The organism is Undibacterium sp. FW305-107 (genome assembly GCF_058788535.1).
The window spans coordinates 223,064-236,984 of sequence record NZ_JBYTAV010000007.1 but is presented as its reverse complement, the minus strand read 5'-3'; the positions used below and the strand labels follow the sequence as shown (position 1 = coordinate 236,984).

Sequence of the window (13,921 nt, the reverse complement as noted above, 5' to 3'; positions counted from 1 at the left end):
GAACAGGCACAGGATGGCGGTAATTCAGTATTGCCAACTTCTATTCCGAATTTCTAAGCAACAAACAGAGCGCAAAGCACCCCCTTATTCCGCGTCTGAAACATCCCTCACATTTTGTAGACTCTTCAGCATCCCTTTACAAAATGTCAGGTTAAGAGATGACTACTACCTACCGCCCGCAAAGGTCTTTGCCACGCGAACCGCAATTCATGCATGGGACGCCAGGTACTATCTACATTTTGCAAAACGATGGCTTGCGCCAGGGTCTGTACAAGATCGGTGCTACCCGCCGCTCTGGTGTCTCCAAGGCCATGGAACTCAACCGTGACCAGCAGCAACTGATCCCTGGTCTCTATGAATGCGCATTCGAACTGCATACCAAGGATTGCGGCCAGGCTCTCGATGAAATCCTGAAACTGTTCCAGCATGAACGTCGCGGCAAGCGCGGGGATGAATTCTATGAATTCGATCTTGACGACGCCGCCGGGAAAATAGCCAATATTATTGCCACCATCAACCGCCAGGGTCTGATACGCCAGCAACACACCCTATCGATGATGCGCCACCTCGAACCAGACGAACCCAGCACCAGCAATACCGAAGCCTTCACCCCGCCGCCTTCCGGCATATTCAAGAAGGCAATCGCCTGGGTGAATAGCTGAACTGGTGGGCCGTATTTCAACTCAATATTCCAACTACACCACGGCCTTCAGATAATTGCGCTCACGTCCTGTTTCCTGGCCCTTGCGCAGGGCTGCAAAACCCTGATCAAGATCAGCTAATAAATCCTGCACTGCTTCCAGCCCTACATGCAGGCGCAACATGGGTGCCTGCCATTTGGCGGCATTCACAGTGCGGTAGGATGCCGGATTGGTTGGCAAGATCAGGCTCTCGTAGCCACCCCAGCTAAAACCGATGCCGAACAGACGGGTACGGTCTATCAGTGCCGCGACTTGCTGCTCTGTAATGTCAGCACGGAATACCGCACCCATCAAACCGCAGGCATATTCGGCTTTGAAATCACGCTTCCATAATTCATGGCCAGGGCTGCCGGGCATGGGCGGGTACAAGACCTCGGCCACTTCTGGCTGCTCTTGCAACCAGAGCGCGACCACGTGTGCACTTTCTCTGTGCGCAGCCAGGCGTGCTGCCAGGGTGCGCAAACCCCGCAAGGCCAGTGCCGCGTCATCTGCACCTATGGTCATACCCAGTTGGCGGTAGGTATTGCGGATGCGCTCTTCCAGCGCTGCCGTGGTCAGGATCGCACCCATCAGGGCATCAGAATGACCGACGATGTATTTGGTGGCGGCATGGATGGAGACATCAATACCCAGTTCAAACGAATCCCAACCTATCGGTGTCGCCCAGGTGGAATCAGATACCACCACCGCGCCGCGCGCATGGGCGGCAGCGGCAATGCCGGGAATGTCTTGTATTTCAAATGTCAGAGAACCTGGCGACTCAACAAAGATCACCTTGGTATTGAATTGCATGAGATCAGCAATGCCACGGCCTACCAGTGGGTCGTAATAAGTCGTGGTGACGCCCATCTGTTTCAACATGCCATCGCAAAACAGACGTGTAGGGTCATACACGGTATCGACCATCAGCAAATGATCGCCAGGCTGCAGCAGCGCCAGCAAGGTAGTGGTGACGGCTGACAGGCCAGACGGTGTCAGCATGCAGGCAGCAGCGCCTTCTGCAGCGCACAGGGCCTGCTCCAGCGCCTGTGTGGTTTCATTACCATGGCGGCCATAGGCGCGGCGTGTGCCACAGGCATTCTTGAGGGAAGCGACATCAGGAAACAGCATGGTCGATGCGCGCACTACGGATGGGTTCACAAAGGCTGCATGGTCCTTGCCCTTGCGGCCGGCATGGGTCAGGCGGGTTGCGGTTTGCATTACTGGCTCGACGATATTCATGGTGATTCCTTTGTTAATTCTGTGCATTAGCTGATTGCTCCCCTGATATGCATTCATAAAGACCATGCACACTTCAGGGTGTACAAGACACATCCTAGCAACAGCCGATAAGAATTTTTTACCAAATTATTCAAGGATTTATGCTATTTTTAGAAAAATTTACTATAAATTAGAAAATATGGATAAAATTGATCTAGAAATTCTGAATATCTTGCAGAAAGATGCCTCCATTGCACTGGCTGACCTGGCCCAGGCCGTGCATCTGTCCGTCACGCCCTGCTGGCGGCGCGTGCAAAAACTGCAGGAGGATGGCGTGATCAGGCAGCAGGTCACGCTATGCGACCCGGTCAAGCTGAACCTCGGTTTGACGGTGATGGTGGCGCTCAAGGCAGCACAGCACAATGAGAAGTGGATGCAGCGTTTTATCGCTGGCGTCGGTGCGATCCCAGAGATAGTCGAAATCTTACGGATGAGTGGCGAGATCGACTATCTGTTGAAGGTGTATGTGCCAGATATGGCAGGCTTTGATCAGGTCTACAAAAAACTGGTGAAGGTGGCTGACTTGCAGGACGTCAGTTCCAGCTTTGTGATGGAAGTCATCAAGAACACCACGGCCTTGCCGTTGAATTATGCGGTGCTGAAAAGTGGCAAAACCTGAGCTTTTTTTATCCTCTGAAGCGATAGTGCTCTTGCGTGAACAAGTCTATGCCGCATTGCAGGTTTTCTATCCAGTCCAGAAAAGCCGTGATTGCTTCACGCCCCTGGAAGTAGCGGCCATGCTGGGGCACCAGCATATCCACATCCATTTTCCTGACCATATTCGCCCACAGGCGGCAGACCTTGTTGGAGACCATATAGCGTTTGTGAAAACCGCTCATGGTATGCACATGGTCAAGGAATTGCGCCTTGGTCGTGATGGCTGCTTCTATATCATGCGCATCGACCATGGAAGCACCGACATCGCCAGAAAACAGTATCTTTGATTTGCTGTCGTAGAACTGGAAATTTCCTTCTGCATGCAGGAAATGCGCTGGCACGGCATGAATGATGGTGTCGCGCAAACGCACAGGCATGCCTTCATCGGGGATGCCGACGATACGGCCTTCTGCACGGTTCAGGTTACAAAAATGCGGGACAAAGCGTGACCATAATTTAGATACATACAAATCACAATTCGTGCCCATCAGCCACTTGTCGAGTGCGCCTATGATGTCCGGGTCCTGGTGCGAAGCAAACAAATACTTGAGATCTTTCTTGGGCAAATACTTGTGCAAACTCACCAGCAGCGCGTTATAGGTCAGATTGCCGGAAGGATCTATCAAAGCCCCCTCACCGTCAGAAACGACAAGGAATTGATTGGCCTGGACGGCATGGTCTGCAGTGTCATCGAGCAGATCATTGAACATCACACAGATGTGTTTGCCATCATTAAAAAGTTCTATCGCCAATTGATCCCCGCACGTAGCTATGAACGGATATTGTAGGAAAACTGGCGGCCTTGCTCTTGACGTGGATCAAGGATAGAGAAGGCTTTTTGCTAATGCCGTTCACATGAAATCTTGTCATCTGTGTTTTCTGCCACAGCGCAATACCAGCAAAGCAGCTACACTCTGGCTGAAGCAAGACTATCTCTCCTCATTTTTCCGGCAAGCGCACGCATGATAGAACGCATACTTTCCATTATTCTTCCTGTGTTCATCATCATTGGCCTGGGCTATGTCTATGCACGGCGCAAAGGCCCGTCTGCAGCGGCGGATATGGTGTCAGTCAACCGCATCAGCATGGATGTGTTATGCCCCCTGCTGATTTTCACTGCGCTGGCGGGCAAGGACTTTGATGTTGCCCACAATCTGTGGCTGATACTTGCCGGGACATTGATCGCCCTGGGTTCGGGTTTGCTGGCCTGGCCGGTAGCACGTTTGCTGGGTTACGATGTACGCAGCTTTGTGCCGCCGATGATGTATAACAATTGCGGCAATATGGGCTTGCCGCTGGCAGCACTTGCATTTGGCACCAGCGGCCTGTCGGCTGCGGTGGCATTGTTCATGGCCTGCAACCTGGTGTATTTCACGGTGGGCATACGTATCATCCAGCATGGGCATCCTGATCATCAGGACAACCCATGGCGCTTTTTGTTAAGCCCGATGATGCTGGCAATGGCGGCAGGCATGCTGTTCGCGATCTTGCATATTCCCCTGCAGCCCACCTTATTCCTGGCTTTGAAAATGACGGGCGACACCTGCATCCCCATCATGCTGTTTGCGCTGGGAGTGCGCATGCTGGATATCAATTTCGCCAGCTGGCGCATAGGCATGGCCGGTGCCATCGTCTGCCCGCTCGCGGGTTTGCTGGTGGCCGGAATGCTGGAATTTATCTTGCCGCTGACGGCGACCCAGCGCGGCCAGATGTACCTGTTTGCGGCGCTGCCACCGGCAGTATTTTGCTTCATGGTGGCAGAGCAGTACAAGCAAGAACCAGATAAGGTGGCTTCAATAGTCTTGCTTGGTAACGCCGCAGCTGTACTGTTTGTGCCTGTGGGTTTGTGGCTGGGTTTGCGTTAGAAAAAACGCCAGGCAATATAAGCTGGCACCAACATCATAGGCCCGGCCAGCAAGCCTGACCAGGCAAAGCGGTTTACACCCGGGATCAACACACTCAAACCGGGCTTGTCCGGGTGGTAGGCAACAGCAACAGTGCTGCCCTCAGAATATTTGGCAGCGATATTCCTGGCGACACGCTTGCTCGGCGCACTGCCAAAAAATGGCCGGTAACCCTGATAAGCCTGCCCAAGGACGCTGTAGTCATACAATATCTGGAAACTCCACTCCTGCCCAATACTGTCTTTATACCCCGTCATGGGACGCCAGTATCTTTGCAACTTGCATCGCCTGATTATTGCATGCGCAGTAGGCCAGCGAGTACTTTGACGCGCCCGGAAAAACTCAAGAGCGGACCAGGCCGTGGCCGCAACGGCCAGGAGCAAAAACACAATAGTGCAAATAATTCCTGTTGAGATCATCGTTCTGGCTTAAAAAAATCCCCGGCAGATCATCTCTGGCGGGGATTATTTAGAGATGAACACAAACATCTATATTAAACCAGTCTTTGCCAGATTGCCGTCGTTGCCGCGGCCTGATTCAGAGAATAGAAATGCAAACCCGGTGCACCACCTGCCAGCAAACGCTCACACATGGCAGTCACCACATCCAGGCCAAAGGCTTTGATGGAGGCAGTATCGTCACCATAGCTGGCCAGCTTCAGGCGTATCCAGCGCGGGATTTCTGCGCCGCACATTTCAGAGAAACGCTGTAACTGCGTGCTATTGGTGATAGGCATGATGCCGGCCACGATAGGTGCTGTGACGCCAGCCTTGCGCGCTTCTTCAACAAAGCGGAAGTAGGCATCAGCATTATAAAAATACTGGGTAATCGCAGCATTGGCCCCTGCATTCATCTTGCGCACGAAGCTGTTCAGATCATCTTGCGGTGAACGTGCCTGTGGATGCATCTCAGGATAGGCTGCTACTTCGATATGGAACCAGTCGCCAGTCTCGGCACGGATGAATTCCACCAGCTCATTGGCATAACGGAATTCACCGCCCATGCCATAGCCACTGGGTAAATCGCCACGCAGGGCAACCAGGCGGCGTATGTCATTGGCCTTATATTCATTGAGGATCGCACGTATCGATGCATGCGTACCACCGACGCAGGACAGATGCGGCGCGGCATCGTGGCCTTCACGGCGTATCTCGGTCACGGTATCGAGCGTGCCCTGCTGGGTAGTACCGCCGGCACCAAAAGTGACAGAGAAATATTTGGGTTTAAGTTCGGCCAGTTTGGCCCGGGTGACACGCAGCTTTTCCGTGCCTTCCGCCGTCTTGGGCGGAAAAAATTCTATGCTGAAATTAGGCGTCTTCATCTTTTTTATTTTGCAACAATAAGGTCGAGAGTGCCCAGGAGATCACGCTATACAACAATGCACCACCCACTGCGGCCCAGAAGCCGGTGACATGAAAGCCATCCACCATATTTGCCACTGCCCAGAACATCAGGCCATTAATGATGAAGATGAACAGACCCAGACTCAATACCGTTGCCGGTAACGTCAGTATCAAGACTATGGGGCGGATGATGGTGTTCACCAGGCCCAGCACGACTGCCACGACCAGTGCCGTACCAAAAGTGTCGATTTGCACCGACGAAATGAGATAAGGAATCGCCAGCAAAGCCAGCGCATTGACCAACCAGGTTGCCAGTAAACGCATACATGCTCCTGTTGTAGAGGGATGAAGCTGTAGCCACAAGATACAGCTTCATTGCACCTATCCACGTCTGCAACCCAAAAACTGCAAACACGGATAGGCAACTAAGGTGATTAATAACGGTAGTGATCTGGCTTGTATGGACCGTTTTGATTCACGCCGATATAGGCAGCCTGCTCTTCTGTCAGCACGCTCAGTTGTGCATTGAGTTTTTTCAATTGCAGACGGGCGACTTTTTCATCCAGATGCTTAGGCAACGTGTAGACGCCTACCGGATATTTCGCTGTATTGGCAAACAATTCGATTTGCGCAATAGTCTGGTTAGCAAAAGAAGAACTCATGACATACGATGGATGGCCAGTACCGCAACCCAGGTTAACCAGGCGACCTTCTGCCAGCAAGATGATGCGTTTGCCGTCAGGGAAAATCACGTGGTCAACTTGTGGCTTGATGTTTTCCCAGGTGTATTGCTTCAATGCAGCGACGTCGATTTCATTATCGAAGTGACCGATGTTGCAAACGATGGCCTGGTCTTTCATCTTCAGCATATGTGCATGGCTGATGACGTGGTAGTTACCTGTCGTCGTCACGAAAATGTCGCCATGTTCAGCAGCATATTCCATGGTCACAACGCGGTAGCCTTCCATCGCTGCCTGCAATGCGCAGATAGGATCGATTTCAGTTACCCAAACCTGTGCAGACAAAGCACGCATGGCTTGCGCAGAGCCCTTGCCTACATCACCGTAACCGGCGATGACGGCGACCTTGCCAGCGATCATGACGTCAGTGGCACGCTTGATACCATCAACCAGGGATTCGCGGCAGCCATACAGGTTGTCGAACTTGGACTTGGTAACGGAATCATTGACGTTGATAGCCGGGAAAGCCAGTTTGCCGTCTTTGTGCATCTGGTACAGGCGATGTACGCCTGTCGTTGTTTCTTCTGTCACGCCCTTGATTTCTGCCAGACGTTTGGAGTACCAGGTGCCATCAATCGCCAGGTGTTTTTTGATCGCATTGAACAGGCAGATTTCTTCTTCTGAACCTGGATTGGCCAGGACAGAAATATCTGTTTCTGCACGTGTACCCAGATGCAGCAACAATGTCGCATCGCCACCATCGTCAAGGATCATGTTGGAATAGCCGCCGTCTTTCCATTCGAAAATGCGGTGGGTGAAATCCCAGTATTCATCCAGGTTTTCGCCTTTGAAAGCGAACACTGGTGTGCCGCCAGCAGCAATCGCTGCGGCTGCGTGATCTTGTGTGGAGTAGATATTGCAAGATGCCCAGCGCACTTCTGCCCCCAGGGCCAGCAGTGTTTCGATCAGCACGGCAGTCTGGATAGTCATGTGCAGGGAACCGGTGATACGCGCACCCTTCAGAGGCTGGGTAGCCGCGAATTCTTCACGGATAGCCATCAGGCCTGGCATTTCTGTTTCAGCAATGCGGATTTCTTTGCGGCCCCAGTCAGCCAGACTCAGGTCAGCAACGAAAAAATCTTGGGAAGCAGTATTGGATGTGTTTGCTACGACGGCGTTCATCACGCCCTCCTTTCTAATGAAAAAAGTAACGTGAGCGCGGTTATGGATATCCCAAGCCTGGCAAAAACTTGTAGTTTTCGTCGCAACGCTCCTTGGAAGATTTCAAGTATAGCGCAGCTCAGGCATTTTTGCTGATTTCTTGCATTGTCAAAGAAATCAGCAAAATCGCTGTCATGGCTGGATTTCGGGCAGATTCAGTTGTTTTTCAAAGCAAACGGCCTCTGCCTTGCCCACATATTTGCCAAAATTGGGAATGCGGTAATAGCCATGTTTTTCATAAAAGGCAACAGCGCGCTGGTTGACCAGACGGGTTTCCAGACGCAGCCTCAGATAACCATATTCTTTGGCGGCAGCTTCAAGATGCGTCAATACGGCAAGACCTACACCTGATACCTGCGCATACATGCGTTTGACTTCTGCCATCCCTTCACCCATGGGGCGAAAAGCGCCACAACCCACTGCCTTGCCATCGGCATTGTGTGCCAGCACAAACAAAGCGCCGGGTACACGAACATCTTGCATGTCAAAAGAAGAACGGCCACTGTCACCCGTGATAGCTGCCAGGCTGGCAGACAACTCATCCAGCATAACCTCAGCCTCGGGCAAGGCTGGGTCAACGGCAGCAATATGAAACGAACTCATTGAAACATGCTCATGTGGGCGACAGCGCTTAACCTATTGATTATATTGCTTATTATACTTCTTGCTACATTAATTAATGGCCATCAAAATTACAGACAGTGAACAACGGCAAGCCACTGTCACGGATAATTTTTGAGCCACCCAGTTCAGGCAAGTCAACGATGACGGCGCCCTCTACTACGGTTGCGCCCAGACGTTCCAGCAATTTCTTGCCTGCCATCATGGTGCCGCCAGTGGCGATCAGGTCGTCGATCAACACCACGCGGTCGCCTTTTTTGCAGGCGTCAGAATGCAGCTCTACCGTCGCGCTGCCGTATTCGAGCTCATATTGCTCAGACACAGTATGGAAAGGCAGTTTGCCCTTCTTGCGGATAGGCACGAAACCCAGGTTCAGTTCATATGCCAGGACAGAACCGATGATGAAGCCACGTGCATCCAGGCCAGCCACGACGTCGAGCTTTTCATCCATGTAGCGGTGCACGAACATATCGATCAGTACACGGAATACTTTAGGATTTTGCAACAAGGGGGTAATGTCGCGAAACATCACGCCCGCTTGTGGCCAGTTTTCCACCGTGCGTATATGTTCTTTAATGTACTCTGATGGATTTAACATCAAGCATGTCCTTCAAATTTTAAAATAACCAGCTATTTTAACAGCCGCTGCTCTGCTCTAGCGACTGCTTCGGAAGTTCCTCTGACAACGACCACGTCGCCATTCTGTAAAACGATGTCATCCAGATGGTCAAGCCTGACTTTACCACGCCGTACTGCATGGATATCGACTTCAAATTCTTCCAGCTTCAAGTCTGCCAAATGCAAACCCAGTGCATTGGCGCGTTCGGTCAGCACTACGGTGTGCAAGCGTATCTGCATGCTCTCTGGGCTGTCGGCAGCATCACTGGCACCATGGAAGAAGCCTCGCAGGGATTCATAACGCGCCTCACGTGCTGCCTGTACCCTGTGCACCACGCGCCGCAAAGGCACACCCAGCATGACCAGGGCATGAGAGGCCAGCATCAGGCTGCCTTCCATGAGCTCCGGCACCACTTCAGTAGCACCGGCGCTCCTGAGTTTATCCAGGTCTACATCATCATGGCTGCGCACAATGACAGGCAGGCTGGGGTTCATTTCATTAACGAAATGTAAAACCTTGAGGGCGGATGCGGTGCTGGTGTAGGTCACCACCAGTGCCGAGGCGCGGTTGACACCGGCAGCCAGCAGACTCTCGCGCCGGGCCGCATCGCCATACGAGACATTGGCACCGGCAGTCTGCGCTTCGCGGACACGGTCAGGGTCAAGATCAAGGGCGTGGTAATCAATATTTTCTTCCGCCAGGATACGCGCCAGACTCTGGCCGCTACGGCCAAAACCGGCGATGATCACATGCTTCCTGGTGGTCATGGTGCGGGCAGCGATCTGGGTCAGTGCCAGCGACTGCATCATCCATTCATTGGCAGAGAATTTCATGACGATGGCGTCGGACTTGGCCAGGATGAAGGGTGAGATCAGCATGGAAATCACCATCGATGCCAGAATCAATTGCACCAGCATGGGATCTACCAGTTGCAAGCCACCTGCCTGATTCAGCAAAACGAAACCAAATTCGCCAGCCTGCGCCAAACCAAGGCCGGTACGCAGGGCGACGCTGGTGGAGTTGCCAAAAGCCCTGGCCAATGCGGCAATCAGTACCAGTTTCAACAAGACCGGCCCGGTCAGCAACAATAACACCAGCCAGAATTGCTCATAGACCAGCCGCACATTGAGTAGCATGCCCACAGTAATAAAGAACAAGCCCAGCAGAACATCACGGAAGGGTTTGATATCTTCTTCCACCTGATGGCGGTATTCAGTTTCAGATATCAGCATGCCAGCGACAAAGGCACCCAGCGCCATCGATAAACCGGCTTTCTCAGTCAGCCAGGCCGCACCCAGGGTAATAAACAAGAGATTGAGCATGAACAGCTCTTGCGAACGCCGCTTGACCACGATATGGAACCAGGCACGCATGAGTTTTTGCCCTACCACCAGCAGCAACACCAGGACGACGATGGCCTTGCCACTCGCCAGTGCCAGGGTTTTACCCAGGTCAGGGGACTTAGATGCCAGTGCTGGCACCAGGATCAGCAGTGGTACCACGGCCAGATCCTGAAACAGCAGCACGCTGATGATTTGCCGGCCATGCAAACTTTCCAGCTCCAGCCTTTCCGTGAGCATTTTGGACACAATCGCCGTTGATGACATGGCCAATGCGCCGCCCAGGGCAAATGAGGCTTCCCAACTGATCTGGAACAGGCTGGGCAGCCAGCGGCTGGCTACCCAGCCAAATACCATACTGGTCAGTATGGTGACCAGTACCTGTGCCATCCCCAGGCCAAATACCGCCTTGCGCATGGCCATGAGCTTGGACAGGGAAAATTCCAGTCCTATGGAAAACATCAGGAAAACCACGCCAAACTCGGCAAGTTCGTGGGTAACGGCGCTTTCTTCTGCCATGCCGAAACCGTGCGGGCCTATGAAAATACCAACCACCAGATAACCCAGCATGGGCGGCAGTTGCAGCATACGGAATGCGACCACGCCCAATACGGCAGCAGCCAGCAATAAAAGTGTGGTGTCCAGTCCTGTCATGCCGCCTATTATTGCCGATTTATCGCCCTGCTATCCTGCTTTTGGGCAAACATTATTCATTACGTTACAACTGGCAAAGTTTTTGCTTTGAGGATTTCGTTTATACTTCCGGCATGAATGAACTGAATGCACCTTTAACTTTTAAACAAGTACCCACGACAGACGCAGCTGTCGCAGCACAGCGCGCCCTGAAACTGGCTTGTGAAACCCTGCAAATCGAGGCTGACGCCCTGCTTGCCCTGCAAAAACGCCTGGGTAATGGCGATGCTGCCGGCTTTTCCCAGGCTGTCAGCATGTTGTTGGCATGCCACGGTCGGGTCGTGGTTTCTGGCATAGGCAAGTCTGGTCATATTGCGCGCAAGATTGCGGCGACCTTTGCGTCTACCGGCACCCCATCGTTTTTTGTCCATCCGGCTGAGGCTGCGCATGGCGACCTGGGCATGGTGACACCGCAGGATGTATTTATCGCCATCTCTTATTCTGGCGAAGCATCTGAACTGATGTCCATCCTGCCCATCATCAAGCGCCTGGGTGTCAAGCTGATCGCCATGACGGGCAACCCGGAATCCAGTCTGGGTAAGCTGGCAGATATACATTTGAACCTGCACGTGGACAAAGAAGCCTGCCCGCTCAATCTGGCACCAACCGCCAGCACTACGGTGACGCTAGCGCTGGGTGATGCCCTGGCTGTGGCGGTACTGGATGCACGCGGCTTTCGTGAAGAAGACTTTGCCCGCTCCCACCCCGGTGGCTCGCTGGGCCGCCGTTTGCTGACCCATGTCAGGGATGTCATGCGTGTTGAAGAAGCCATACCGCAAGTCGGCCCGGAAACCAGCCTGAAAACTGCACTGCTCGAAATTACCAAAAAAGGCATGGCGATGACTGCCGTGGTGGATGAGCACCAGCATGTACTGGGCATTTTCACCGATGGCGACTTGCGTCGCCTGATGGACGGCACGCGTGACTTTACCCAGTTGCGCATAGCCGATGTCATGAATCATGCGCCGCGTCGCATACGTCCTGAACAATTGGCGGTAGAAGCTGTCGAAGTCATGGAAACTTACCGCATCAACCAGTTGCTGGTCGCTGACGACAGCGGCAAGCTGGTGGGTGCCTTGCATATACATGACCTGACCAGGGCCAAGGTGATTTGATGGACATAGAAATAGCAACAGAAAAGGCCATAACAGCGGCCAGTAAGATCAGACTCATGATCTTTGATGTGGACGGTATTCTGACCGACGGCAGCCTGTATTTTGGCCCCGAAGGTGAAATGATGAAGTGCTTTAATGTGCTGGACGGGCAAGGTATCAAACTCTTGCAACAGGCAGGCATCATCACGGCCATCATCAGCGCAAGACAATCGGCCATCGTCAGCAAGCGTGCTGCTGATCTTGGCATCAGCCACGTCAGCCAGGGCGTCCATGACAAGAAGAGTGCATTCCTGGGACTGCTGGAGAGGCTGGATATTCCCGCACAAGAATGCGGCTTTATCGGTGACGACGTGATTGATTTGCCGATACTGACCAGGGTCGGCTTTGCAGCCAGCGTACCGAATGCCCATGCCGAAGTACAACAGCGCGTGCCATACATCACCAAGGCCAATGGCGGCCAGGGTGCAGCGCGCGAAGTCTGCGACTTCATCCTGCGCGCCCAGGGTAAATATGAACAGGCTTTACAAGCATATCTGACATGAAACCCCAAATGACCATAGACCGCTTCCGCATCTGGCTGGCCGTGATCCTGCTGGGCGTGATCACCATGGGCACCATCTGGGTCATGGAAGTCATACGCCGTCATGCCGATGATGAGCAAAACCGCAGTTCGGCCAGATCAGCACCTGATTACTATGTGGAGAAATTCAATTTCATCCGTCTGTCAAATAATGGCAAGGCCAATTACCACATCACCGGCGACAGCCTCGTGCATTTGCCACGTACCGACAATATAGAAATCAAGCACCCGCAGATCAATAGTTTTGACCAGGACAGGCCGCCCCTGCATCTGCGTGCTGACCTGGCTGTAGTGTCACAAAAATCATCACTGGTCACACCCAGGCGCGAACATGACGAAGTCCATCTGCATGACAATGTCAGTATGGAAAGACCTGAGGGTCTGAGTTCACAGTTCGTGCGCGTGGAGTCAGATTATCTTTTGCTATTGCCGGATGATGATATCGTGAAAACCGATAAACCCATTTCGGTCACGACGGGAAAACTAAGCTCTACAGCAACAGGCATGATTGCCAATAATTCTACTCAAAGCCTGGCGATGCTGAGCAAGGTCCACATTCAACTCAAGAAGCGTGAACCGGCTCCCAAAGCCAGCACAAAATAATGAAGAAAGCGAATATGCGTATGATCAATACACCATTCAGCGTCGCCCGCTTATTGGGCCTGGCCTTTCTGAGCCTGGCCTGCGTTTCTGCCCATGCAGAAAAAGCCGACAGTAATAAAGAGACCATCATCGAAGCCGGTTACGGCGAGAGTGATGGCAAGACCAGTGTGCGCAGATTGTCCAAGGGTGTCTCTTTGGTACGTGGCACACTCAACGTCAAGGCAGAAAATGCCGTGGTTACTGAAGCGCCTAATGGTGACCAGTTCGTCGTCCTCACCGGTGGCAGCAACCGCAAGGTCACCTTCCGCCAGAAACGTGATGGCGGCCCGGACCTGTGGGTGGATGGTGAGGCTGACCGCGCTGAATACAATCAGAGTACAGAAATCGTCAAGTTCATTTCCAAGGCCAAGGTGCGCTACCTGGAAGGTAAACGGGTCACCCAGGAACAGGAAGGCGAATACCTGTCTTACGACAGCAAAAATGACTTTTTCATCGGCACCAATTCGACCAGTGGCCAGCATGTGGATGGCTCTGGCAGCCTGAAAATCATCTTGCAACCAAAACCAGAAAAACAGGCTAATTAA

General features: G+C 52.7%; 16 protein-coding genes and 1 riboswitch. Of the genes, 7 read left to right on the top strand and 9 right to left on the bottom strand.

The genetic code is table 11. From position 1 onward, the window contains the following. Window positions 1-158 precede the first annotated feature (158 nt). Window positions 159-662 (top strand): GIY-YIG nuclease family protein, encoded by a 504-nt coding sequence (locus tag AC3WQT_RS17150; RefSeq protein WP_492705416.1) that lies wholly within the window; start codon window positions 159-161, stop codon window positions 660-662. 33 nt (window positions 663-695) lie between these two features. Here AC3WQT_RS17150 and metC read toward each other — a convergent pair whose 3' ends face one another. After that, complete coding sequence (gene metC / locus AC3WQT_RS17145; protein WP_492705415.1) at window positions 696-1,922, bottom strand: cystathionine beta-lyase; 1,227 nt, start codon at window positions 1,920-1,922, stop codon at window positions 696-698. Window positions 1,923-2,100: 178 nt separating this feature from the next. On the opposite strand from metC, the gene AC3WQT_RS17140 reads away from it, so the two are divergent. Beyond that, the gene (locus AC3WQT_RS17140; RefSeq protein ID WP_423012917.1) at window positions 2,101-2,580 is read left to right on the top strand and encodes an Lrp/AsnC family transcriptional regulator; all 480 of its coding nucleotides are present in this window, start codon (window positions 2,101-2,103) and stop codon (window positions 2,578-2,580) included. 7 nt (window positions 2,581-2,587) lie between these two features. Here AC3WQT_RS17140 and AC3WQT_RS17135 read toward each other — a convergent pair whose 3' ends face one another. Continuing rightward, a complete protein-coding gene (locus AC3WQT_RS17135; RefSeq protein ID WP_492705413.1) occupies window positions 2,588-3,370 on the bottom strand; it encodes an oxygen-binding di-iron domain-containing protein in 783 nt (260 codons plus the stop codon). 210 nt (window positions 3,371-3,580) lie between these two features. Here AC3WQT_RS17135 and AC3WQT_RS17130 point away from each other — a divergent pair, with 210 nt between their 5' ends. Next, a complete protein-coding gene (locus AC3WQT_RS17130) occupies window positions 3,581-4,483 on the top strand; it encodes an AEC family transporter (protein WP_492705644.1) in 903 nt (300 codons plus the stop codon). On the opposite strand, the gene AC3WQT_RS17125 is transcribed toward AC3WQT_RS17130, so the two are convergent. The 7 genes from AC3WQT_RS17125 to AC3WQT_RS17095 form a co-directional block, all read right to left on the bottom strand. After that, window positions 4,480-4,779, bottom strand: coding sequence for a DUF3592 domain-containing protein (locus AC3WQT_RS17125; protein ID WP_492705411.1), 300 nt, complete (start codon window positions 4,777-4,779; stop codon window positions 4,480-4,482). The genes AC3WQT_RS17130 and AC3WQT_RS17125 overlap by 4 nt on opposite strands. A 236-nt stretch (window positions 4,780-5,015) precedes the next feature. After that, complete coding sequence (gene metF / locus AC3WQT_RS17120; protein ID WP_492705409.1) at window positions 5,016-5,843, bottom strand: methylenetetrahydrofolate reductase [NAD(P)H]; 828 nt, start codon at window positions 5,841-5,843, stop codon at window positions 5,016-5,018. Next, the gene (locus AC3WQT_RS17115; protein WP_492705407.1) at window positions 5,830-6,189 is read right to left on the bottom strand and encodes a phage holin family protein; all 360 of its coding nucleotides are present in this window, start codon (window positions 6,187-6,189) and stop codon (window positions 5,830-5,832) included. Before AC3WQT_RS17115 ends, metF begins: the two co-directional genes overlap by 14 nt. Window positions 6,190-6,299: 110 nt before the next feature. Further along, complete coding sequence (gene ahcY, locus AC3WQT_RS17110; protein ID WP_492705405.1) at window positions 6,300-7,727, bottom strand: adenosylhomocysteinase; 1,428 nt, start codon at window positions 7,725-7,727, stop codon at window positions 6,300-6,302. 25 nt (window positions 7,728-7,752) lie between these two features. Next, window positions 7,753-7,827, bottom strand: a riboswitch (S-adenosyl-L-homocysteine riboswitch). A gap of 71 nt (window positions 7,828-7,898) precedes the next feature. Next, window positions 7,899-8,369 carry a GNAT family N-acetyltransferase gene (locus AC3WQT_RS17105; protein ID WP_492705403.1) on the bottom strand — a complete coding sequence of 157 codons (471 nt, stop codon included), beginning with the start codon at window positions 8,367-8,369 and terminating at the stop codon, window positions 7,899-7,901. Window positions 8,370-8,442: 73 nt separating this feature from the next. Then, complete coding sequence (locus tag AC3WQT_RS17100) at window positions 8,443-8,985, bottom strand: adenine phosphoribosyltransferase (protein WP_492705402.1); 543 nt, start codon at window positions 8,983-8,985, stop codon at window positions 8,443-8,445. A gap of 32 nt (window positions 8,986-9,017) precedes the next feature. Continuing rightward, entirely contained in the window at window positions 9,018-11,000 is a 1,983-nt protein-coding gene (locus tag AC3WQT_RS17095; protein ID WP_492705400.1) for a monovalent cation:proton antiporter family protein, read from the bottom strand. A 113-nt stretch (window positions 11,001-11,113) separates the two neighbouring features. Here AC3WQT_RS17095 and AC3WQT_RS17090 point away from each other — a divergent pair, with 113 nt between their 5' ends. From AC3WQT_RS17090 to lptA, 4 genes are read left to right on the top strand one after another with little or no spacing between them, the layout of a single operon-like run. Continuing rightward, window positions 11,114-12,154 carry a KpsF/GutQ family sugar-phosphate isomerase gene (locus AC3WQT_RS17090; RefSeq protein ID WP_492705398.1) on the top strand — a complete coding sequence of 347 codons (1,041 nt, stop codon included), beginning with the start codon at window positions 11,114-11,116 and terminating at the stop codon, window positions 12,152-12,154. Next, the gene (locus tag AC3WQT_RS17085; RefSeq protein ID WP_492705396.1) at window positions 12,154-12,696 is read left to right on the top strand and encodes a KdsC family phosphatase; all 543 of its coding nucleotides are present in this window, start codon (window positions 12,154-12,156) and stop codon (window positions 12,694-12,696) included. The genes AC3WQT_RS17090 and AC3WQT_RS17085 overlap by 1 nt, the downstream gene beginning before the upstream one ends. Then, entirely contained in the window at window positions 12,693-13,337 is a 645-nt protein-coding gene (gene lptC, locus AC3WQT_RS17080) for an LPS export ABC transporter periplasmic protein LptC (protein WP_492705395.1), read from the top strand. Before AC3WQT_RS17085 ends, lptC begins: the two co-directional genes overlap by 4 nt. After that, entirely contained in the window at window positions 13,337-13,921 is a 585-nt protein-coding gene (lptA, locus tag AC3WQT_RS17075; protein ID WP_492705394.1) for a lipopolysaccharide transport periplasmic protein LptA, read from the top strand. The genes lptC and lptA overlap by 1 nt, the downstream gene beginning before the upstream one ends.

Bases quoted from the DNA above. Each gene is read 5' to 3' on its own strand.
- AC3WQT_RS17150 (WP_492705416.1), top strand. From the start codon at position 159: ATGACTACTACCTACCGCCCGCAAAGGTCTTTGCCACGCGAACCGCAA.
- metC (WP_492705415.1), bottom strand. From the start codon at position 1,922: ATGAATATCGTCGAGCCAGTAATGCAAACCGCAACCCGCCTGACCCAT.
- AC3WQT_RS17140 (WP_423012917.1), top strand. From the start codon at position 2,101: ATGGATAAAATTGATCTAGAAATTCTGAATATCTTGCAGAAAGATGCC.
- AC3WQT_RS17130 (WP_492705644.1), top strand. From the start codon at position 3,581: ATGATAGAACGCATACTTTCCATTATTCTTCCTGTGTTCATCATCATT.
- AC3WQT_RS17125 (WP_492705411.1), bottom strand. From the start codon at position 4,779: ATGACGGGGTATAAAGACAGTATTGGGCAGGAGTGGAGTTTCCAGATA.
- metF (WP_492705409.1), bottom strand. From the start codon at position 5,843: ATGAAGACGCCTAATTTCAGCATAGAATTTTTTCCGCCCAAGACGGCG.
- AC3WQT_RS17115 (WP_492705407.1), bottom strand. From the start codon at position 6,189: ATGCGTTTACTGGCAACCTGGTTGGTCAATGCGCTGGCTTTGCTGGCG.
- ahcY (WP_492705405.1), bottom strand. From the start codon at position 7,727: ATGAACGCCGTCGTAGCAAACACATCCAATACTGCTTCCCAAGATTTT.
- AC3WQT_RS17105 (WP_492705403.1), bottom strand. From the start codon at position 8,369: ATGAGTTCGTTTCATATTGCTGCCGTTGACCCAGCCTTGCCCGAGGCT.
- AC3WQT_RS17100 (WP_492705402.1), bottom strand. From the start codon at position 8,985: ATGTTAAATCCATCAGAGTACATTAAAGAACATATACGCACGGTGGAA.
- AC3WQT_RS17095 (WP_492705400.1), bottom strand. From the start codon at position 11,000: ATGACAGGACTGGACACCACACTTTTATTGCTGGCTGCTGCCGTATTG.
- AC3WQT_RS17090 (WP_492705398.1), top strand. From the start codon at position 11,114: ATGAATGAACTGAATGCACCTTTAACTTTTAAACAAGTACCCACGACA.
- AC3WQT_RS17085 (WP_492705396.1), top strand. From the start codon at position 12,154: ATGGACATAGAAATAGCAACAGAAAAGGCCATAACAGCGGCCAGTAAG.
- lptC (WP_492705395.1), top strand. From the start codon at position 12,693: ATGAAACCCCAAATGACCATAGACCGCTTCCGCATCTGGCTGGCCGTG.
- lptA (WP_492705394.1), top strand. From the start codon at position 13,337: ATGAAGAAAGCGAATATGCGTATGATCAATACACCATTCAGCGTCGCC.